Below are 20,069 nucleotides of genomic sequence, written 5' to 3'. Positions count from 1 at the left end.
GTCAGCGGCCCTGGTTGGCGACGGCCTCGGCAGCGGCCTTCGCCGCGACCGGGTCGAGGTATTCGCCGCCGGGCACGGTCGGCCGCAGTTCGTCATCGAGCCGATAGACCAACGGCTGCCCGGTGGGGATGTTCAGCCCGGCGATGTCGTCGTCGCTGATGCCGTCGAGGTGCTTGACCAGCGCGCGCAGCGAGTTGCCGTGCGCGGCGACCAGCACGACCTTGCCGGTCTTCAGGTCCGGGACGATCGACTCCTCCCAATAGGGCAGGAAGCGCGCGATGACGTCCTTCAGGCACTCGGTGCGCGGCATCTGGTCGCCGAGGTCGGCGTAGCGCAGGTCACCGTCCTGGCTGTATTCGCTGCCCGCGTCGATCGGCGGCGGCGGGACGTCGAACGACCGGCGCCAGGTCATGAACTGCTCCTCGCCATACGCCTCGAGCGTGGCCTTCTTGTCCTTACCCTGCAGCGCGCCGTAGTGGCGCTCGTTGAGCCGCCAGCTGCGCCGCACCGGGATCCAGTGGCGGTCGGCCGTGTCGAGGGCGAGCGCCGCGGTCGTGATCGCCCGGCGCAGCAGCGAGGTGTGCACGACGTCGGGCAGCACGCCGCCGTCGGCGATCAGCTCGCCGCCGTGCACCGCCTCGGCGCGGCCCTTGTCGCTCAGGGGCACATCGACCCAGCCGGTGAAGAGGTTCTCGGCGTTCCACGCGGACTCGCCGTGGCGAAGCAGGACAAGGGTGTAGGTCATGTGGCCAGTTTAGGTGCGCTACTCCAGCAGGTGGCGGAACGCCTCCAGGTTGCGGGTGGACTCACCGCGGCTGATCCGCCAGTCCCACTCCTTCTGCATCGAGGTGCGGAAGCCGATCACCAGCAATTCGTTGAAGCTGTCGTCGGCCGCTTCGAGCAGGGTGCCGAGCAACGTGTCGAGGTATGCCGCGTCCACTGCCTGCACCGGCGTCCGCGCGACCACGAACACGTCGCCGTGCTCGTCCGTGGCGTAGGCGACGCCCGGTCGCCGCAGGTTGCGACGCAACAGATATTGGCTGAACTCCAGGTGGTTCTCGTCCGGATGTCGTATGACGAATGCCGTTGCCGTCAGAGCGCTTTCGCCGACGAGGAGCGAGACGACGGTCTTCAGTTTGCGCTCCCCCGGCAGCGTCACGACGAACTCGCCGTCGCGCGCGCCGAGCTCCCACTCGATCCCGGCGTCCTGGAGATAGTCCTCGACGACCTGCTGTGCCTGCGTCATGTCGGCGCCTCTTTCGCGGACGGCTCGCGTCCGGCTTGACGGAACGGGTTGACGATCATGGAATCGGCGCGGCGGGAACGCCGGCGAAACTCGGAACCGGCAGCTCGGCTACGTCCTCGGCGCTCTGGTGGCAGGCGTGCCGGTAGACGTCGAGCAGGCGCTCGGTGGTCACGTCCCAGCCGAAGTCGGCGGCGTGCGCTCCGGCCCGCGCGGCCAAGCTGCTGAGCCGGACCGGGTCGTCCAGCAACCGAGCGATCGCGTGCGCCCAGTCGTCCGGGTCGTGACCGTCGACCAGGATTCCGGCGTCGCCAACCGCGTCCGGCAGGCCGCCCACATCGGCGGCGACGACCGGGGTGCCGCATGCCTGCGCCTCCAGGGCGACCAGCCCGAACGACTCCGAATACGACGGCACCGCAAGCAGATCCGCCGCTCGATACCACTGGACAAGCTCGTCGCGGGACACCGGTGGCACGAACTGCACGACATCGGCGATGCTGAGTTCACGCGCCAGTTGCTGCAGACGGCGCGGGCGCTCCAGCCCTGCACCGCTCGGCCCCCCGACGATCGCGACGACGAGGCGCTCCCGGCGCTCGGGCGCTTGCGCGAGCAATCGTGCCACCGCGCGCAACAACACGTCGGGCGCCTTCAGCGGCTGGATCCGGCCGACGAAGAGCACGACCTGAGCAGCCTCCGGCAGGCTGACCGCCGCCCGGGCAACTGCCCGGTCGCCGGGTGTGAATGCCGCGAGATCCACACCGGGAGAGATGATTTCGACGATGGCAGGCTCCGCGCCATACAGCGCGACGAGATCGGCCGCCTCACGCGGAGTGTTGGCGACGAGGAGGCTCGAGGCGCGCACGACCTGCTCCTCCCCGATCTCCCGCCCACCCGGCTCGGGCCGGTCGTCGGCGGCGAGCGCGGCGTTCTTGACCCGGGCCATCGTGTGCATGGTGTGCACGAGCGGCACGTCCCACCGATCGGCGGCCAGCCACCCGACCTGACCGCTGAGCCAGTAGTGGGAGTGGACCAGATCGTAGTGGCCCTCGGGGCTGCGGGCGACGTGCCGCATCACGCCGGCCGCGAAGGCGCACAGCTGGCCGGGCAGATCGTTCTTGGCGAGACCTTCGTAGGGGCCGGCGTCGATATGCCGCACGAGCACGCCCGGTGCGAGCTGCACCGTCTCGGCGAGCGCCGCCGAGGTGCGCCTGGTGAAGATCTCGACCTCGATCCCCATCATTCCCAAGCGTTTTGCAGTCTCGACCACATAGACATTCAGGCCCCCCGCATCACCCGTACCGGGCTGATCCAGCGGCGAGGTGTGCACGCTGATCATCGCCACGCGCCGCACCGGGCACGGCCGGTCGGAAGCTGTTGTCATCCGGTCAGTGTTTCACTCCTACGCTGGACCCGTGCGAGGGGAACGTCCGGTCGGTGCGATCACTCGGGGAACCACCAGCCCCAACCGGTTGCGCCGTTGCGATCGCTGGCTGCTCGCTACCCAGGCGGCACGGCTGCGTCAGGCACCAGCTGTGCCGATCGTCGTCGATCTCGGCTATGGCGCCTCGCCGATCACTGCGGTCGAGCTGCGGGACCGGGTGCGCAGGGTTCGTCCGGATGCGCGCGTCGTCGGCATCGAGATCGACCCGGAGCGTGTCGCCGCCGCCCAGCCCTTCACCGGCAACGGATTGTCTTTCGTACGAGGCGGGTTCGAGCTTCCTGTGCCGGGCCAGGTTACGGTGGTCCGCGCCTTCAACGTCCTGCGCCAGTATGACGAGAGCGACGTCGCGGGCGCCTGGTCTCGCCTGCAGGAGCGGCTCACCCCGGACGGCCTCGTCATCGACGGCACGTGCGACGAGATCGGCCGGGTGATGACCTGGGTGGCGCTGGACCGGGCCGGCCCTGTCTCTCTCAGCCTGTCCCTCCGTCTGCGCGGCCTGAACACGCCGTCGATCGTCGCCGAACGATTGCCGAAGGCGCTCATCCACCGCAACGTCCCCGGCGAGCGGATCCACGCGTTTCTGCGCGCCGTCGACCACGCGTGGGCGAAGGCGGGACCGCACGCGTCATACGGCGTCCGGCAGCGCTTCGTCGCCACGGCGACCTCGCTGCGCGCGGACGGGTGGCCGCTCGTCGATCAGCCGTCCCGGTGGCGGCTGGGCGAACTCTCGGTGGCCTGGGAAGCCGTCGCGCCGGCCTGAGCCGGTGTTGCCGGCGACACCGGCTCAGTGGTTGGCAATGCCGGAGGTCGCCAGATAGAGCGTGCCGTCGCCGGCGGCGCTGGCGTCGCCCGCCGACGCCCCCAGGAACGCCGACTCCCCCGGTGCCAGCGCGATGCCTTTTCCGGCGCAGGCGACGGTGACAGATCCCCTCAGCGCCAACGCGATTCGCGGCCGGTCTGCGCCCGGCAACATGACCGGGTCGATGCCGGGCTCGATGACATGCAGCTGGAAGTGCGGGACATCGACCGGGAAGGAATGGACCCGTCCGGGCGTCGGACGCTCGGGGATCATCTCCCGGCCACTGACGACGATGCGCAGCAACTCCTCGACGTTGAGCTGCTTGGGAGTCAGCCCGGCACGCACGATGTTGTCGGAGTTGGCGAGCAACTCGACGCAGGTGCCGTGCACGTAGGCGTGCAGGACGTCCGGCGGCACGAAGATGTAGTCACCCGGGTCGAGCACACGATGCACCATCAACGGAAGCACCGCGATTCCGACATCTCCCGGGAACTGCTCGGAAACCCTTCGTATGGCATCGAATGCGCCGGCGTCCGGCCCGACGAACTGCACGCCGCAGGCCGCGCGCGCTTCCTCGACGAGGGTGCGCCGCAGGTCCGGCCCGGCCAGCAGTATGGCGGCCAGCGTCGCAGCCACCGGATCGGTGGCGCCGGCGGCGACCTCGGCGAGCCCGGACAGCGCCCGCAGTCCGAGCAACCGAGCGACGCGACAGATGTCGTCATACGTCCGAAGACCGGCGAAGATCTCGAATCGGCTTATGGCGACAAGGGATTCGGGCTTCGGCCAGCCGTCGACATACGTGCCCGAGGGTGCTTCCAGTGCCTGCGCAGCATCCGGGTGCACCTGGATGGACAGGGCGGTCTGCGGCGCAAGAACCTTGAGCAGGAAGGGAAACCGGCCACCGAAGTGCGCCGCCACCTGCGGCCCGAGTGTGCCGACCGGATCGGTCGCGACGAGTACGTCGAGTGTGACGTCGCCGATGCCGGACGGGGCTGCCTCGTGTGCGCCCATCCACAACTCGGCCTCGGGTTCGCGGGTCGGCGCCGGCCGTCCGGTCAGCTCCGCGAGCGCGGTGTGCGAACCCCATGCGTAGTGCTTGATCTGCGGGCGCAGGCGCCCGGCCACGGCAGTCCGCCGCGCTTCGTCTTCCCCGATCACGGCCGAGGGTGCCCCGTCACCACGGGCCGTAGGGCCCGCTGTTGTTGCGCCCGGCCCGGCCGGTCACCTGGTGCAGCGCCGGTCGCACATCCGCGAGGTAGACGCCCGCGGCGACGACGGCCGCGATCTCGAAGATGCTGATCGGGCTGAGAATCATCAGGAAGCCGACCACACAGGCGATGCCGGTGATGATGAGCCAGAGCTGCTTGGTCTTCTTGCCCGCGGCGGGAAAGGCATCGGGGCGCTGCCGGATGCAGTCGATCAGCGCGAAGAGCTGCATCGCGAACAGCGCGACGCCGAGCACGACGGCCACGGTCTCCTGCAGCTGGATCAGGCTTCCCATGGCGAAAGCGTAACCCGGCTGGGCGGCCGCATCGCGACGATCAGGGTATGACGGCGGCAATCGCTCCGACCGGCACTCCGTGGCCGAGCACGTCCGCGTGCCCGAGCTCGTCCACGGCGACGCCGGTCACGCCTGCGCGGCGCAGCAACTCGGCCATGACTACCGGGCGCGCGCGTTGTGCGCCATCGGCGATCTTCACCACGAGTCCGCGGCCATCGGGAAGACCCACGGCATACACGGCCTCGGCGCCGTCCTTGGCGATCAGTCCGTCGACGCCCTGGATGAGCTTGGTGACGTCGCGCCTTGTGCCGCCGAGATATTCGGGGTGCGCGCGGATCGCGTCGCGCACGGTCGCCTCGTGAGTGCCGGGCGCCGCCGCGGCGATCGCGCCGAACGCGCGCGCCAGACCGGCCGGCGAGATGGCCATCACCGGCGCGCCGCACCCGTCGACGGCGACTGCGGCGATCTGCTCCTGCGCGAGCTCGGCAATGGTCGTCGCCATCGCCTGCTGCAGCGGGTGCTGCGGGTCGCGGTAGGTCTTCGTGTCCCAGCCGGCCGCGACACACGTTGCCAGCATCGCCGCATGCTTGCCGGAGCAGTTCTGCGTGATCGAGGTGGCGTCGTATCCCGCGCGCAGCCACTCGGTGCGGGCCTGGTCGTCATACGGCAGGTCGGGGGTGTTCTGCAGGTCGTCCTCGGTCAGCCCGGCCGACGCGAGGATCGCGCGTACGCCGTCGAGGTGGAACTGCTCGCCGGAGTGGCTCGCCGACGCCAGTGCGACCAGCTTCGGCTCCACGAGGGCCAGGCCGCTGCGCAGCATCGCGAGGGTCTGCAGCGGCTTGTTGGACGAGCGCGGAAAGCAGGGGGAGGTCACGTCGCCGAGCGCGAAGTCGATGTCGCCGCCCGGCGCCGTGCCGACGGCGACGCCGCGGTGCACCGACTCCACGAAACCGCCGCGGACGACGTGGGCAAGGACGGGTGCGCCGGACAGGGCGCTGAGCGAAGAGGTAGCCACGGCCCCGACGATAGAGCGGTATGACGGAGCGACGCTCGCGGGGTCGCGCGAGGAGCGCCAGCCCGGCACGGACGCCCAGCGCGTGGAAAAGCCCGCCCGCGAACCCTCGGGGTGCTCGCGGGCGGGCTCGACCAGTGGGCTGGTCCGGGAACCAGCCCGCGGCGATCAGGCGTTGCCGTCGGTCGTGGTCTCGACGGGCAGAGCCGGCGCCGCGGACTGTGCCGGGGTGGCGACCGGCGCCGTGGTCGCCGGGGTGGCGACGGCCTTCCTCGCCGGAGTCTTCTTGGCGACGGTCTTCTTGGCCGGGGCCTTCTTGGCGACGGTCTTCTTCGCGGGAGCCTTCTTGGCGGCCGGCTTCGCGGTTGCAGCCTTCTTCGCCGCCGGCTTGGTGGCCGGGGTCTTCTTCGCTGCGGGCTTGGCGGCCTGCTGCGCAACGGCCTTGCGGGTCGGACGCTTGGCCGCGCCCTGCTTCGCCGCGGTGCTACGCACCACGTGCTCGGCCTCGGCCTCGACGACGTCGGCGCGACGGCCGGCCAGCCCGGCGAGACGCTCGACGCCCTTGGCGAGGTCCTTCCGTGCTTCGAGCACGGCGGCGAACGTGTTGTCGCCGGCTTCACGGGTCAGTTCGACGCCGCGCGCTGCGAACTCGAGGTAACTGGCCGCGAACTCCTCGTAGGCGCGCTGCACGTTGGCAGCGACCGTCCCGTATTGCTCGGTCGCGAACGCCGGCAGCGCGACGAGCTGCTCACGGACGTCATTGACGGTCTCCAGGATGCGCTCCTGGACCTGCTCCGGGGTGAAGTCGTCGCGGAGGCTGGCGGCGGAGTCGGACGCAGTCTCGAAACCGCTGCGCACGGTCTCCATCGCGACATCGGCAGCGCCGAGGAACGCGTAGAACGGCGAACGCTCGAGGAGAATCTTCGTGGTGGCCATGGTCATGCCTTTCTGTTGGGATGCAAGCAGATCCAGCCGCTTGCGCGGGTCGTTCGGGTCAGTCACCGACATACGACTCGTAAACGTCGAGCAACGCCTTGCGCTGCTTGTCGCTGAGCCGCGGATCGGACTTGATCGCCTGCCGCGTGTCGACCGGCGCGTCCTCGTCGGAGGGGGCGTCGAGGATGCCGGCGTGCACGTAGAGCTGCTCGGCCGAGATGGCCAGGCCCTTCGCGATCGCCTGCAGGATCTCGGCGCTCGGGCGCTTCAGGCCCCGCTCGATCTGCGACAGATAGGGGTTGGAGATCCCGGCACGCTCCGCCGCCTGCCGCAAGGACAGCTGCGCCTGCAGCCGCTGATCCTTGAGATAGCTGCCCAGGTCGCTCACCGGGTTCGGGGTCATGACTTCATTATGCTAACTACAGTTAGCACTTTGCAAGCTGGGGCTAGCGTGAGGTCGGTCACACCGTCCCGCGCTCGCGACCGTCGCGCCTTCGGGACCGGAATCCCGCCGCTTCGCGTCCCGCGCTCGCGACCGTCGCGCCTTCGGGACGCCATAGGTACGCAACCTTCGACCGTCGAAGGTTGCGGCAGACTTCCCGGCCCCTCGGCGTACGCAACCTTCGACCGTCGAGGGTTACGGCGTGACGATCGCCGTCTGCGCAGCCGCGACGTCCCCGGCCAGCAGCTGTATGTCGTCAGGGGTGTTGCGTTTCACCACTGCGAGCGCGATCGGGCCGTCATCCGCGTGCCGGGCAACGGTGGTCAGCCGGCCGACGGGGCGCTCCCCCGGCGCCCGCACGAGTTCGGCGCCTTCGGCGGGCAGCACGTGACCCGAACCATCCAGATGCAGGAAGACCAGTCGGCGCGGCGGACGCCCGAGGTTGTGCACCCGCGCGATCGTCTCCTGCCCGCGGTAACAGCCCTTGTGCAGATGCACCGCCGTGCGCAGCCAGTCGAGTTCGTGGGCGATGGTGCGGTGGTCGGTCTCCTTGCCGAGCCGCGGCCGCCACGAGTTGGCGCGCTCCGCCTCGGCCGCCCAGATGCCGGCGAGCTGACGGTCTCCCACCTCGGCGGCGAGTCGGTCACGGGGGACGATCAGCTCGCGCCATACCCGCCCGGCGGCGGGGTGCGGGTCCGCATCGCTGTAGGACGCCGCGTCCGCACCCAGCTCCGGCCAGGGGTCGCGCCACGCGATCACGCCGCGATCGGCCTGCTCGGCCGGCAGCGACTCGGCACCGACGGGTTCACCGAGCACCGCATACGACGACGTGACGTCGGCGACCTCGACCCGCAGCATGAACCGCATCGAGTCGAGCCATTCCACCAGTGCAGCAGATGTGCCGGGTTCAACTGTCAGCCAAGTGGTTTCGCCGTCGTCGACGACGTGCAGGTCGTGTTCGATGTGCCCGTGCGGGCTGAGCACCAGCGTCTCGGTCGAGGTGTATGGCGCCAGACCGGCCAGCGCCTGGGTGGTCATCGAGTGCAGCCAGCTGAGCCGATCGGGGCCGGTGACGGTGACGACGCCGCGGTGGGACAGGTCGACCACGGCCAGGCCCTGCTCGAGCAGGCGCTGCTCACGCATCGGGTCGCCGTAGTGAGCGGCCACCCCGGCGTCGAGACCGTCCGCCTGGACTGCGCCGGAGCGCGCGAGAAGAGGGCTTTCCGCAGGGATCGTCGTCACCCATCCAGAGTACGTCCGACCGAATCGTGACTCGCCCCGCGACGGCGCACCCTACACTGTGCAGCCATGAGCGAGCGCAGCGAGCGACCAGGGGGTCAGGCGAGCGAGGGTCTCCGACGAAGGAGGAGACCCTCGTGAGCGGGGACGAAGGCGGATCACACCTTTCTGAGAACACCGACAGCACGGCGGGTGACTCCGCAGCGACCGGTACCACCCCAGCAGTGGGCGGTGCTACAGCGGACGCCGGCACGCGCGGCAGCAGGCGCGGTCGCCGCAAGAAGAAGGCGGGCTGGCTGAAGGTCACCCTGCTCACGCTGTTGTCGATGGTGCTGGTCATCGTGCTGGCGTTCGTGGGCTTCGCGCTCTACCTCAACCACGTGCTCACCTCGAACATCAAGCACGGCGCAGCGCTGCCCACCGCGGCCATCCCGGCGGCCAAGGACGCTGGCGACGCGCAGAACATCCTGCTGATCGGCAGCGACACCCGTTCCGGTTCGGTGACCAACACCCGGCAGAACGCCCGGTCGGACGTCATCCAGCTCGTGCACATCAGCGCCGGCCAGAAGTCGGTGCAGATCATCCACTTCCCCCGCGACCTCTACGTCGCCATCCCCGGCCACGGCAAGAACAAGATCAATGCCTCGTTCGCGTATGGCGGGCCGGCGCTGCTGGCGCAGACCGTATCGAACCTGCTGGGCGGGCTGACCATCAACCGCTACGCGATCATCGATTTCAAGGGCTTCGCAGATCTGACGAACGACCTCGGCGGGGTCAACGTCTACGTGGCACAAGCCTTCAGCGAGCCGGGCTTCGGCACCTTCCACAAGGGCTACAACAAGATGAACGGCGACCAGGCCCTCGGCTTCGTCCGCGAGCGCCACCAGCTCGCCGAGGGCGACATCGACCGCGGCCGGGATCAGCAGGCGTGGATCGCGGCCGTGCTGCACAAGACCTTGTCGGCCGGCACCCTGCTCAACCCGCTGAAGCTGACCGAAACGGTGAAGGATCTGACGAAGTACACCGAGGTCGACCAGGGCACGTCGGCCGGAGATCTCCGTGGCCTCGCCTTCGACCTGCGCAATCTGCGATCGGGCGACGTCACCTACTTCACGGCGCCGTTCACCGGCTTCGGCATGAATCCCGTCGCCGGCTCGATCGACATCGTCAACGTGCCGCAGATGAAGAAGCTCGGCCAGGCGCTCTACCACGACAAGATGGCCGAATACACCAACGGGCGCAACGACATTCGATAGTCGCCGGCGGTCGGCATACCATCGTCGTGTGCCCATCGAACTCGACACGTCCATGCACCCCGACCTCGCACCGCTGGCCTGGCTGCTCGGCCAGTGGGAGGGCACCGGCGTCGCCGGTTATCCCGGGCTGCCGACGGTCAACTTCGCGCAGGAGATCAGCTGCACCCACGATGGCCGCCCGTTCCTGCGCTGGGAGGCGTGCAGCTGGGTGCTGGACGCGGACGGCACCTGGGGTGAGCCGTTCGACACCGAGGCCGGCTACTGGCGGCCGTTGCCGGGCGGCGAGGTGGAACTCGTGCTGTCGCACCCCACCGGGGTCACCGAGCTCTATTACGGCACGACCGAGCCGGCGAAGGCCGAGCTGCGCACCGACGGCGTGCTGCGCAGTCCCGCCGCCCGCGAATATTCCGCGGCGCACCGGCTCTACGGCTACGTCCAGGGCGGGCTGATGTGGGCGATCGACATGGCTGCGCTTGGGCAGCCGCTGCAGTCCTACGCCTCGGCGCAGCTGAGCCGAGCCGCCGCAGCCCCGGACGAGCCGGGCGTATGACGGCAGCCCCTCAGCGGTTGATGAACCACTGCGCGGCGTAGGCGAGCACCCCCGCGGCGAGCACGGTCGCGATGCCGTAGCTGAGCCGGCCGGCGGGGTCGAGGGTCACGGTCTGCCGCAGCGCCCGGCGCAGGGCGACGCCGACGAGTCCGGCGACCAGCCCGGTGAGCAGCAGCGCGTTCCACGAGCCACCGGTGTCCAGGGACATGGCCAGGCCGAGGACGACGCCGACCAGCAGGCTGACCGGGATGGACCACTCGTGTTCGTGACGTGCGGGCAGCAGGCAGTCGGCGATCAGCCCGAGCGCAGGTGCGCCGATCGCGACCGCCACCGCCGCGTCGCCCTGGTTGTATGGCGCAGCGCCCGCGCTGAACATGCCGCTCGCCAGCACCACCAGGCCGAGCGCGCACCCGGCGAGCGACAGCGTCAGGGATGACCGGCCGTCGGTGCGCACCAGCTCGTGCAGGAAGGCGAGCACCAGCCCGATCGCGAGCACCACGCTGATGGCGTCCATGCCGTCGTGGTCGGAGCCGGAGAAGACGACGACCCCCGCCATACCGACGGCGGCGGCGGCAAGCACGACACTGGTGCCGGTCGGCCGCGGCAGCCCCAGCAACAGCGGCCAGCCCCAGGCGAACGCCAGACCCGCCGCGAGGACCGCGTAGGCGGAGACGTCGTGACCGGCATACGCGCCCAGGATGACGAGGGCAGCCGCGACCACCCCGCCGACGACCGGTAGGGAGAACACGGTCGGACGGGCTGACGGCTCGCTCGCTGAGACGGTGGACACGTCCGGCATCCTCCCATCACCCGCCCGCGAACGGCGGCAGCACCTCGACAACTGAGCCCTCCGGCAGGTGCGCAGTCCCTTCGACCCGACGCCCGTCGAGCAGGAAGGATGCCAGCGCCAGCACCGGCTCGAGCGCCGGATGGGCCTGTCGCGCGGCGTCGCGCAGTTGCGCGAGATCGGTCGCGGCGAGGGTCTCCTCATGGGTGCCGGCGGCGGCTTGGGCCGCGGCCCAATAGCGGACCGTCACGTCGTGCATGCAGTGCCTCCAAGCTGACGTATGGCGGGCATCCGCCCGTGTGACAGTGGTCACGGCGGTTGTCCGAATGCCGAGCCGCGTGACCACTGACCAGTATTCTTGCAAGGTATGGCCCGGCTGCTGCTCCTCACCGACGCCCCCGGCGCGAGTGTCGAGGTGCTTCCAGCGCTCGGCCTGCTGAGCCACCGGGTGCGCATCGTCGCCCCGCAACCCTCCGCGCTCGTCGATCCGCCGGAGTGCGACGTGGTGCTACTGGACGCCCGCCGCGATCTCATCGGCGCGCGGGGTTTGAGTCGCGTGCTGCAGACCACCGGCCGGTCGATGCCGCTGATCGCGATCTTCACCGAAGGTGGCCTGGCCGCGCTGACCGGTGAATGGCAGGTCGACGACGTCATCCTGGACAGCGCCGGCCCGGCCGAGGTCGACGCCCGCCTTCGGTATGCCGTCAGCCGCGCGCACGAGCAGGTCGAGGAGGAGACCCCGAGCCAGATCTCCGCCGGTGGGCTCATCATCGACGAGGACGCGTATGCCGCACGCATCCACGGTCACTCGCTCGACCTGACCTACAAGGAGTTCGAGCTGCTCAAGCATCTGGCGGCTCACCCCGGGCGGGTCTTCACCAGGGCGCAACTGCTCCAGGAAGTCTGGGGATACGACTATTTCGGCGGCACGCGCACCGTCGACGTGCACGTGCGGCGGCTGCGAGCCAAGCTCGGCCCGGAGCACGAGGCGCTCATCGGCACCATCCGCAACGTCGGCTACCGCTTCGTCGGCACCGCCGGCGTGCACGCCGAGGCGGACCCTTCGCTGGTCGACTGACCTCCCCGCACGACCTGCGCGCCCGACCCGAGCCGCCCACGAGTCGCGCACCTCCCGATCGAGCGGACCCCTTCTGCAGCGAGCGGACCCAAAATCGGCCCGGTTATTGGGTCCGCTCGGTGCATTGTGGGTCCGCTCGATCCGGGGGCCGTTTGGCACCATGGGCGGATGACCGCTGCCGAGGAGCTCCTGTCCATCGCCGAGCGCGCCACGTCATACGACGGGGTCGAGCCGTTCTCCGAGCAGACCCGGCTGGCTTTGCGCCATACCGCACCGGAGCACGTGATCACGAGCGACGGCGTCGTGGTCGCCGGAGCCCACGTGGCCGACGACGGTGCCGTCGAACTCGTCGTCGACCCGGCACATCGCCGGCACGGATTCGCTACCCGCATCGTGCAGGGCGTGCTCGAGCAGCGACCTAGCGCGCGCTTCTGGGCGCACGGCGACCTGCCCGCCGCGCAGGCGCTCGCCGCGAGCGCCGGTATGACGGCCGTGCGCAACCTCTGGCGGATGAGCCGGGCGGTCGAAGCGGCTCCGCCAATCGAATCACCCACGGTGCCAACAGGATTCACGGCGCGGACATTCACAGCCGGCGACGAGGACGCGTGGCTGGACCTGAACCGGCGGGCGTTCGCGCATCATCCCGAGCAGGGGCGGATGACGCGCGCCGACTTCGACGAGCGGGCGGCCGAGCCGTGGTGGGACCCGGCGGGCCTGATCCTGGTTGTCGACGACGCAACCGGCGAACTCGCCGCCTCCCACTGGACCAAGATCGAAGCCGGGCAGCACGACACCGGCGAGGTATATGTCGTGGCGGTCGATCCGGGTCACCAGGGCCACGGCCTCGGAAAAGTGGTCACCGCGCTCGGGCTGGCGCACCTCGCCGCCCGGGGCGTCATACACATCGACCTGTATGTCGAGGGCGACAACACCGCAGCGGTGGCGACCTACCGCAGGCTCGGGTTCGCCAGCGACAGCGTCGATGTCATGTATGCCGCCCTGGGCGCGTAAGAGGGCGCCACAGGTCGGGAGCCACCGCTCGGCCGATCCGGCCACTCGACCGACGTCGATACGCCTCCTCCGCTTCGCTCCCCCGATACTCGGCCGTCCAGTAGTTCGCTGCTCGGCCCCGGCTGCGCGCGCACCGAAGGTTTGCAACGATAGGGAACATGGAATCGGAGCCGACATTGAGCACCGCGGACGACCCGGCGACGCAGACCGCACCAAGCGACGCATCGCTCGTGCGGCTGCAGACGCGCGCCGCGCAGCGGGCGCGCGGATCGAACGGCCAGTTCATCCGGGTCGCACCGGAACTCGACGACCTGTCCGATGGCGAGCTGCCCGCCGACCGGTTCCTCGACCGCGAGATCTCCTGGTTGCAGTTCAACGAGCGTGTGCTGCAACTCGCCGGCGACCCGCTGGTGCCGCTGCTGGAGCGGGCGCGCTACCTGGCGATCTTCGCCAATAACCTGGACGAGTTCTTCAAGGTGCGGGTCGCCGGGCTGAAGCGCCGCATTGCCACCGGCCTCGCGGTGCGGTCCGCCTCCGGCCTTGAGCCCCGCGAAGTGCTGGACGAGATCAGCAACGCAGCCCATGAGCTGATGACCGTGCACGCCAAGATGTTCCAGCGGCATATCCGCCCGGCGCTGAACGACGTCGGCATCCACATCGTCCGGCCCGACGACTGGACCGAGGCCGACCGCATCTACCTGGCCCAGCTGTTCCGCGACCGCATCTACCCCGTGCTGACTCCGCTGGCGGTCGACCCGGCGCACCCGTTCCCCTACATCTCCGGACTGTCGCTCAACCTCGCGGTGGTGCTGATCAACCCCAAGACGGGGCGCGAGCACTTCGCCCGGGTGAAGGTGCCGCCGCTGCTGTCCCGGCTGCTGCCACTACCTTCCGGCGAGGACGAGGACAAGCTCTACGACACGAGATTCGTGGCCATCGAGGACGTCATGGCCGAGCACCTGCAATATCTCTTCCCCGGCATGGAGGTGCGTGAGCACTACACCTTCCGGGTGACCCGCAACGAGGATCTCGAGGTCGAGGAGGACGACGCCGAAAACCTGCTGACCGCGCTGGAGAAGGAGCTCACCCGGCGCCGGTTCGGTCCGCCGGTCCGGCTCGAGGTCGCCGACGACATGGATGACCACGTCATGGACCTGCTGGTGCGCGAACTCGGAGTCAGTGACGACGAGGTCTACCGCCTGCCCGAACCGCTCGATCTGCGCGGGCTGAACATCCTGGCCGACCTGGACCGTTCGGAGCTGCGATGGCCGCCGTTCCTGGCCAAGCCACACCCGGATCTGGCACCCGTCGAGCGCTCCGCGCAGTCCGATGTCATGTCGGCGATGCGCGCGGGCGACATACTCCTGCACCACCCCTACGACTCGTTCTCGACGTCGGTGGTGGCGTTCATCGAGCAAGCCGCCACCAACCCGCAGGTCCTCGCAATCAAGCAGACCCTCTACCGCACCAGCGGCGACTCGCCGATCATCGACTCGCTGATCGACGCGGCCGAAGCCGGCAAGCAGGTGCTCGCGGTCGTCGAGATCAAGGCGCGCTTCGACGAGGAGAACAACATCAGCTGGGCGCGCAAGCTGGAACGTGCCGGAGTCCACGTCGTCTACGGCCAGGTCGGCCTGAAGACCCACGCCAAGCTGTGCCTGGTGGTGAGCGAGGAGAACGGCGAGATGCGCCGCTACTCGCACGTCGGCACGGGCAACTACAACCCGAAAACCGCTCGCCTCTACGAGGATCTGGGCCTGCTGACCTGTGACAACGACGTCGGAGAGGACCTGACTCGCCTGTTCAACCAGCTGTCCGGCATGGCGCCACGCAGCCGGTACAAGCGCCTCCTGGTCGCGCCCCGCTCGGTGCGCACCGGTCTGCTGGAGCAGATCGGCCGGGCCGTCGAGGCCGCCCAGAGCGGTCGCGCGGCCAGGGTGCAGATCAAGGTCAACTCGATCGTCGACGAGGACATCATCGACGCCTGCTACCGCGCATCCATGGCGGGCGTGCAGGTCGACATCTGGGTGCGCGGCATCTGCGCGCTGCGTCCTGGCGTTGACGGCCTGTCGGAGAACATCCGCGTCCGCTCCATCCTCGGCCGGTTCCTGGAGCACTCCCGGGTCTTCCGCTTCGTGGTCGAGGGCGAGGACGACGTGGTCTTCATCGGCAGCGCCGACATGATGCACCGCAATCTGGATCGGCGGGTGGAGGCCCTGGTCCGGATCACCGAACCGAAGCACATCGCGACCCTCGGTGCGCTGCTCGACGAAGGTATGGCGGAGGAGACCTCGTCGTGGCACCTGCAGGGCGATGCCCGGTGGGAACGCCACCACCTCGACGAGCACGGCATTCCACTGCGCGACCTGCAGGCCGACCTGATGGCGACCTATGCCAAGCGCAAGCGCAAGGCACGACGCCGGTGACGGCACACACCGCCGCCCCGACCGTGCCCGCAGCCGGCGCAGTTCTGTGGCGTCGCAAGGACGACCAGTTGCAGGTCGCGATGGTGCACCGCCCTAAGTACGACGACTGGTCGTGGGCCAAGGGCAAGGTGGACCCGGGCGAGACCTGGGTCGAGGCGGCCGCACGAGAAGTGCTGGAGGAGACCGGGTTCCGGCCGCGTCTCGGCATACCGCTGCCCCGCTCGGTCTATTCGATGCAGCGCGGGCAGCTCAAGGAGATCCGCTATTGGGCCGCTGAGGTCATGAGCGGCAGCGGCGACCTCGAGAACGAGATCGACGAGGTCGCGTGGCTGACCCCCGCGCAGGCGCAGGTTCGGTTCAGCTACGTGCGCGATGCCCTGCAACTGCAGGCGGTCGTCGACGCCGAGCGAGCCGGCACGCTGCAGACGTGGCCGCTCGTCGTCGTCCGGCACGGGGAGTGCGTGTCGCGCAAGGGCTGGGCCAAACCCGACCCGCAGCGTCCGCTCGACGCGGCAGGACGCGAGCAGGCCAAGGCACTCGTGCCGATCCTCGCCGCCTACGGCATCGGTCGGGTGATCACCTCCCCGTCGGCGCGCTGTTTCGCCACCGTGCAACCGTATGCCGCGGCGGCCGGCATCCAGCTGGTGCCGAAGACGGGGCTGACGGAGGAGACCTTCGCCGAGCACCCCGACAAGGCCGGGCGGCAGGTCGCCCGGCTCGTCGAACGCGCCGAGCCGGCCGCCTTGTGTACGCACCGCCCCGTCCTGCCGACGGTGCTGCTCGAACTGCGCAAGCTCACCGCGCCGGGCTGCGCGTCATACGACGCCCTCACCGAAGCGACCGACGAGGGTATGGCGAAGGGCGAAGCGCTGGTGTGCCAGATCGCCGGCCGAGGCGGGAACGCACAGCTGGTGAGTGTCGAACGCCACGGGCCGAGCTGAGGCGACGACAACCCGTCCCGTCTCGTTCACGCGAAGTTCACCGCGGTAATGACCACGCGTCACGTGCGCTCCTTACCGTCATCGCTCGGTGGGCCACTCTCGACCCGCCGAACATGCGAGCCGACGGCTCGCCGATGACATTGCGCCTCTTGAAAGGGCATTCTCTGTGAAGAACTCGCGTATCGCAGCCGCCAGCATTGCCGCGGCCGCGGCGTTCGGGCTCGCTGCATGTGGTTCGGCCAGCAACGACAGTTCCGGCAACTCGGCCTCAAGCAACTCCTCCTCAAGCAGCGCTGCAGGCGCCTCGGCCGGCTCCAGTGCGAGCAGCGGATCGTCGGCAGGTGGCTCGGCCACCTGTTTCAGCGGGAGCCTGAAGTCCAGTGGTTCCACCGCCCAGCAGAACGCCATCAACCAGGCCATTGCGGCATACACCCAGCAGTGCAAGGGCGCCAAGACCTCCTACACTGGCAGCGGCTCGGGCCAGGGCATCACCGACTTCATCGGCAAGCAGACCGACTGGGCCGGTTCTGACTCGGCGCTGGACCCGGCCAAGGGTGAGCCGGACAAGGCGAAGGCGTCCTGCGGCTCCCAAGCGATCGACCTGCCGATGGTCGTCGGTCCGATCGCCGTCATCTACAACCTCAAGGGTGTGGGCAAGCTGATCCTGACCCCGCAGCTGACCGCGAAGATCTTCTCCGGCAAGATCACCGAGTGGAACAACGCCGAGATCGCCAAGGCGAACCCGGGCGTCAAGCTGCCGTCCCAGAAGATCTCCGTGTTCTTCCGCTCCGAGGCCTCCGGCACTTCTGACAACTTCAGCAACTTCCTGAACCAGACCGACAAGACTGACTGGCCCGACCAGCACAGCAAGCAGTGGACCGGCAAGGTCGGCCAGGGCAAGAAGGGCAGCGCCGGCGTCGGTCAGGCGGTCTCCTCCACGCCTGGCGCCATCGGCTACGACGAGTGGTCGTACGCGATCACCAACAAACTGAACATGGCCGAGATGGACAGCGGTTCCGGTCCCGTGGCGCTGACCGCCGAGTCGGCCGGTCAGGCCATCGCGGCCGCCAAGGTGGTCGGCACTGGCAAGGACGTCTCGCTGGCGATCAACTACAACACCAAGGCCAAGGGTGCGTACCCGATCGTCCTCGCGACCTACGAGATCGCCTGCCTGAAATACTCGAACCCGACGACCGCCAAGAACGTCAAGGCGTTCCTGACCTATCTCGCCTCGGACGGCTTCCAGGGCACGCTGACCCAGGTCGGCTCGGCACCGCTGCCCAAGTCGATCCAGCAGAAGGTGCAGGAATCGATCGCGGCGATCTCCTGATCCGACGGCACCATTGTCTGCACGGTGCGCACCACGCGCACCGTGCAGACGTGGCCGGATGACCTGCATCCGGCCAGAAAGTAGAGGAAACCCATGTCGTCAGTGACCGGTGCGTCATTCACCGACGAGACACCCGGTCCCGAGGGGGAGCCACCGCTGCGCGGTGACCGCGCATCGACCGGGCGCCTCGGCGACCGGCTGTTCGGCGGCATGACCCGGCTGGCCGGCGGTGTCGTGCTCGCCATCGTCGTCCTCGTCGGGGTATTCCTCGTCGTCCGCGCGATTCCTGCGCTGCGCGCGAATCACGCCGATTTCTTCACCTCCACCGAGTGGTCCACCAGCCCGCTGAAGTTCGGCATCGTCCAACTGCTGTGGACCACCGTGGCGACCTCGGTGATCGCACTGGTGATTGCCGTGCCGTTCTCGATCGCGATCGCGCTGTTCCTGGGCTTCTACGCGCCCCGCTGGCTCGCCCAGCCTGCCGCCGCGATCATCGATTTGCTGGCCGCAGTGCCGTCCATCGTCTACGGCCTGTGGGGCGCCTATATCGTCGCGCCCCAGTTCGCGCACGTGCAGTCCTGGATCCAGGACGCATTCGGTTGGATTCCGTTGTTCGGCCGAGTTCCGGGGATCAGCGGGGGCACCACGATCTTCTTCGTCGGGGTCGTGCTTGCGATCATGATCCTGCCAATCATCACCGCTTTGTCCCGCGAGGTCTTCGCACAGACGCCGATGACACAGCGTGAAGGGGCGATCGCGCTCGGCGCGACCAAGTGGGAGATGTTGCGGACCACCGTGCTGCCGTTCGGTCGGCCGGGAGTGATCAGCGCCTCCATGCTCGGCCTGGGCCGGGCACTCGGCGAGACGATTGCGGTCATGCTCATCCTGTCCACCCTCCCTCAAGGCGCGAATTGGTCCTGGTCGCTGTTCAACGGCGGCTCGACCTTTGCCTCCAACATTGCTGCGAACGCGCCGGAGAGCATCTCCGATACCCGGCAGATGGGTGCCTACATCGCGGCCGGCCTGGTGCTCTTCATCTTGACTTTTGTGGTGAACGCGATCGCCCGCATCATCATCGAGCGCAGGAAGGCCTTCTCCGAATGACCGCCGAAGCGGCTCCACCAGGCCCCGGGATCCCCGCGAAGTACTCGGACGCGCACAGCGGAGACGACACGTCACCCGGCGGCGGTCTCGGTGGCATCGATCATGGAAAGTCCCGTGCCCGGGCATTGAAGAACAGCATCGCGACCGTGCTGATCTGGGGAGCATTCTTCATCGCACTGATCCCGCTGGTCTGGATCCTGTGGACCGTGCTGTCCAAGGGGCTGCAGCCGGTGCTGCACGTGAACTGGTGGGAAAAGGACCAGTCCGGTGCGGGCGCGCCGGCATTCGACCACAACCTCCGCGGCGCACGCCACGCGATCGTCGGGACGCTGCTGATGGGCTTGGCGACCGCCGTCATCGCAGTCCCGATCGCCGTCCTGACCGCGATCTACCTCGTCGAGTACGGCAGCAGCCCGTTCGCCCGGATCGTCAGCTTCATGGTCGACATCATGTCGGGCATCCCCTCGATCGTCGCCGCACTGTTCGTGTATGCCGTATGGGTCACGACCTTCCACTGGACCCTTCTGCCGATCGCGTCCTCCCTCGCGCTGACGATGCTGATGATCCCGGTGGTGACGCGGTCCACCGAGGAAATGCTCAAGCTCGTCCCGAATGAACTCCGGGAGGCGTCATACGCGCTGGGCGTGCCGAAGTGGAAGACCATCCTGCGCATCGTGCTGCCCAGCTGCCTCTCGGGGGTGATCACCGGCGGCCTGCTCGGGCTGGCCAGGGTCATGGGCGAGACAGCGCCGCTCCTGCTGCTCGCGTCATACACTCAATATCTCAACCAGAACCTGTTCCACGGGTCGATGGCGGCGTTGCCGACGATGATCAACGACCAGGCGTTGAACATCAACGTCCACATTGCCGAGCAGCGGGTGTGGGGTGCAGCGTGCACGCTGATCCTGCTTGTGCTGGGCATCAATCTGCTGGGCCGGCTGATCGGCCACTTCACCAAGGTCAAGCGCTGACC

At 68.8% G+C, this 20,069-nt stretch carries 21 protein-coding genes; 10 read left to right on the top strand and 11 right to left on the bottom strand.

The features are described from left to right. Position 1: 1 nt before the first annotated feature. From EFY87_RS05860 to mshA, 3 genes are read right to left on the bottom strand one after another with little or no spacing between them, the layout of a single operon-like run. Positions 2-745, bottom strand: a complete 744-nt coding sequence (locus EFY87_RS05860) for a phosphoglyceromutase (RefSeq protein WP_123270543.1) — start codon at positions 743-745, stop codon at positions 2-4. A gap of 18 nt (positions 746-763) precedes the next feature. Then, a complete protein-coding gene (locus tag EFY87_RS05855; RefSeq protein WP_123270542.1) occupies positions 764-1,246 on the bottom strand; it encodes a type III secretion system chaperone family protein in 483 nt (160 codons plus the stop codon). Positions 1,247-1,301: 55 nt separating this feature from the next. Next, complete coding sequence (gene mshA, locus EFY87_RS05850; RefSeq protein ID WP_123270541.1) at positions 1,302-2,624, bottom strand: D-inositol-3-phosphate glycosyltransferase; 1,323 nt, start codon at positions 2,622-2,624, stop codon at positions 1,302-1,304. A 31-nt stretch (positions 2,625-2,655) separates the two neighbouring features. On the opposite strand from mshA, the gene EFY87_RS05845 reads away from it, so the two are divergent. Then, positions 2,656-3,444: a class I SAM-dependent methyltransferase gene (locus EFY87_RS05845; RefSeq protein WP_181445451.1), complete on the top strand. Its 789-nt coding sequence runs from the start codon at positions 2,656-2,658 to the stop codon at positions 3,442-3,444. Positions 3,445-3,468: 24 nt separating this feature from the next. Here the strand turns inward: EFY87_RS05845 and manA are convergent, their stop codons facing one another. The 6 genes from manA to ygfZ form a co-directional block, all read right to left on the bottom strand. Continuing rightward, a complete protein-coding gene (gene manA / locus EFY87_RS05840) occupies positions 3,469-4,641 on the bottom strand; it encodes a mannose-6-phosphate isomerase, class I (protein WP_123270540.1) in 1,173 nt (390 codons plus the stop codon). 16 nt (positions 4,642-4,657) lie between these two features. After that, positions 4,658-4,984, bottom strand: coding sequence for a DUF2516 family protein (locus EFY87_RS05835; RefSeq protein WP_123270539.1), 327 nt, complete (start codon positions 4,982-4,984; stop codon positions 4,658-4,660). A 40-nt stretch (positions 4,985-5,024) separates the two neighbouring features. Further along, on the bottom strand, positions 5,025-5,999 hold the full coding sequence (locus tag EFY87_RS05830) for an asparaginase (RefSeq protein WP_245988497.1): 975 nt from the start codon (positions 5,997-5,999) through the stop codon (positions 5,025-5,027). A gap of 165 nt (positions 6,000-6,164) precedes the next feature. After that, a complete protein-coding gene (locus tag EFY87_RS20245; protein WP_158607522.1) occupies positions 6,165-6,932 on the bottom strand; it encodes a histone H1-like repetitive region-containing protein in 768 nt (255 codons plus the stop codon). Between the two features lie 58 nt (positions 6,933-6,990). Continuing rightward, on the bottom strand, positions 6,991-7,335 hold the full coding sequence (locus EFY87_RS05820) for a helix-turn-helix domain-containing protein (protein WP_123270538.1): 345 nt from the start codon (positions 7,333-7,335) through the stop codon (positions 6,991-6,993). Positions 7,336-7,569: 234 nt separating this feature from the next. Then, positions 7,570-8,616 carry a CAF17-like 4Fe-4S cluster assembly/insertion protein YgfZ gene (ygfZ, locus tag EFY87_RS05815; protein ID WP_123270537.1) on the bottom strand — a complete coding sequence of 349 codons (1,047 nt, stop codon included), beginning with the start codon at positions 8,614-8,616 and terminating at the stop codon, positions 7,570-7,572. 134 nt (positions 8,617-8,750) lie between these two features. On the opposite strand from ygfZ, the gene EFY87_RS05810 reads away from it, so the two are divergent. Beyond that, positions 8,751-9,869 (top strand): LCP family protein, encoded by a 1,119-nt coding sequence (locus tag EFY87_RS05810; RefSeq protein ID WP_123270536.1) that lies wholly within the window; start codon positions 8,751-8,753, stop codon positions 9,867-9,869. A gap of 28 nt (positions 9,870-9,897) precedes the next feature. Beyond that, entirely contained in the window at positions 9,898-10,419 is a 522-nt protein-coding gene (locus EFY87_RS05805; protein WP_123270535.1) for a heme-binding beta-barrel domain-containing protein, read from the top strand. Positions 10,420-10,429: 10 nt separating this feature from the next. Here the strand turns inward: EFY87_RS05805 and EFY87_RS05800 are convergent, their stop codons facing one another. Both EFY87_RS05800 and EFY87_RS05795 read right to left on the bottom strand, forming a co-directional pair. Then, positions 10,430-11,209 carry a hypothetical protein gene (locus tag EFY87_RS05800; RefSeq protein WP_148043264.1) on the bottom strand — a complete coding sequence of 260 codons (780 nt, stop codon included), beginning with the start codon at positions 11,207-11,209 and terminating at the stop codon, positions 10,430-10,432. Between the two features lie 16 nt (positions 11,210-11,225). Then, positions 11,226-11,465, bottom strand: coding sequence for a MoaD/ThiS family protein (locus tag EFY87_RS05795; RefSeq protein WP_123270533.1), 240 nt, complete (start codon positions 11,463-11,465; stop codon positions 11,226-11,228). A 108-nt stretch (positions 11,466-11,573) separates the two neighbouring features. Between EFY87_RS05795 and EFY87_RS05790 the strand changes: the two genes are divergently transcribed. The 7 genes from EFY87_RS05790 to pstA all read left to right on the top strand — a co-directional run bounded on the left by EFY87_RS05790 (position 11,574) and on the right by pstA (position 20,067). Continuing rightward, positions 11,574-12,284, top strand: a complete 711-nt coding sequence (locus EFY87_RS05790; protein WP_123270532.1) for a winged helix-turn-helix transcriptional regulator — start codon at positions 11,574-11,576, stop codon at positions 12,282-12,284. Positions 12,285-12,452: 168 nt separating this feature from the next. Beyond that, complete coding sequence (gene mshD / locus EFY87_RS05785; RefSeq protein ID WP_123270531.1) at positions 12,453-13,295, top strand: mycothiol synthase; 843 nt, start codon at positions 12,453-12,455, stop codon at positions 13,293-13,295. Positions 13,296-13,453: 158 nt separating this feature from the next. Beyond that, positions 13,454-15,721: an RNA degradosome polyphosphate kinase gene (locus tag EFY87_RS05780; RefSeq protein ID WP_123270530.1), complete on the top strand. Its 2,268-nt coding sequence runs from the start codon at positions 13,454-13,456 to the stop codon at positions 15,719-15,721. After that, positions 15,718-16,662, top strand: coding sequence for an NUDIX hydrolase (locus tag EFY87_RS05775; protein WP_245988496.1), 945 nt, complete (start codon positions 15,718-15,720; stop codon positions 16,660-16,662). The genes EFY87_RS05780 and EFY87_RS05775 overlap by 4 nt, the downstream gene beginning before the upstream one ends. A 166-nt stretch (positions 16,663-16,828) precedes the next feature. Continuing rightward, complete coding sequence (pstS, locus tag EFY87_RS05770; protein ID WP_123270529.1) at positions 16,829-17,992, top strand: phosphate ABC transporter substrate-binding protein PstS; 1,164 nt, start codon at positions 16,829-16,831, stop codon at positions 17,990-17,992. Between the two features lie 93 nt (positions 17,993-18,085). Continuing rightward, entirely contained in the window at positions 18,086-19,096 is a 1,011-nt protein-coding gene (pstC, locus tag EFY87_RS05765; protein ID WP_123270528.1) for a phosphate ABC transporter permease subunit PstC, read from the top strand. Then, a complete protein-coding gene (gene pstA, locus EFY87_RS05760; RefSeq protein ID WP_123270527.1) occupies positions 19,093-20,067 on the top strand; it encodes a phosphate ABC transporter permease PstA in 975 nt (324 codons plus the stop codon). The genes pstC and pstA overlap by 4 nt, the downstream gene beginning before the upstream one ends. The last annotated feature ends 2 nt before the right edge of the window (positions 20,068-20,069 follow it).

The sequence above is a fragment of the Flexivirga caeni genome, assembly GCF_003724155.1.
In the GTDB taxonomy this organism is placed as follows: Bacteria; Actinomycetota; Actinomycetes; order Actinomycetales; family Dermatophilaceae; genus Flexivirga; species Flexivirga caeni.
The sequence above is the reverse complement of the archived record's forward strand: the minus strand, read 5'-3'. Positions and strand labels throughout refer to the sequence as shown.

Excerpts from the sequence above, each read along its gene's own strand:
- EFY87_RS05860 (WP_123270543.1), bottom strand. The coding sequence starts at position 745 with ATGACCTACACCCTTGTCCTGCTTCGCCACGGCGAGTCCGCGTGGAAC.
- EFY87_RS05855 (WP_123270542.1), bottom strand. The coding sequence starts at position 1,246 with ATGACGCAGGCACAGCAGGTCGTCGAGGACTATCTCCAGGACGCCGGG.
- mshA (WP_123270541.1), bottom strand. The coding sequence starts at position 2,624 with ATGACAACAGCTTCCGACCGGCCGTGCCCGGTGCGGCGCGTGGCGATG.
- EFY87_RS05835 (WP_123270539.1), bottom strand. The coding sequence starts at position 4,984 with ATGGGAAGCCTGATCCAGCTGCAGGAGACCGTGGCCGTCGTGCTCGGC.
- EFY87_RS20245 (WP_158607522.1), bottom strand. The coding sequence starts at position 6,932 with ATGGCCACCACGAAGATTCTCCTCGAGCGTTCGCCGTTCTACGCGTTC.
- EFY87_RS05820 (WP_123270538.1), bottom strand. The coding sequence starts at position 7,335 with ATGACCCCGAACCCGGTGAGCGACCTGGGCAGCTATCTCAAGGATCAG.
- EFY87_RS05795 (WP_123270533.1), bottom strand. The coding sequence starts at position 11,465 with ATGCACGACGTGACGGTCCGCTATTGGGCCGCGGCCCAAGCCGCCGCC.
- EFY87_RS05790 (WP_123270532.1), top strand. The coding sequence starts at position 11,574 with ATGGCCCGGCTGCTGCTCCTCACCGACGCCCCCGGCGCGAGTGTCGAG.
- mshD (WP_123270531.1), top strand. The coding sequence starts at position 12,453 with ATGACCGCTGCCGAGGAGCTCCTGTCCATCGCCGAGCGCGCCACGTCA.
- EFY87_RS05780 (WP_123270530.1), top strand. The coding sequence starts at position 13,454 with ATGGAATCGGAGCCGACATTGAGCACCGCGGACGACCCGGCGACGCAG.
- pstC (WP_123270528.1), top strand. The coding sequence starts at position 18,086 with ATGTCGTCAGTGACCGGTGCGTCATTCACCGACGAGACACCCGGTCCC.
- pstA (WP_123270527.1), top strand. The coding sequence starts at position 19,093 with ATGACCGCCGAAGCGGCTCCACCAGGCCCCGGGATCCCCGCGAAGTAC.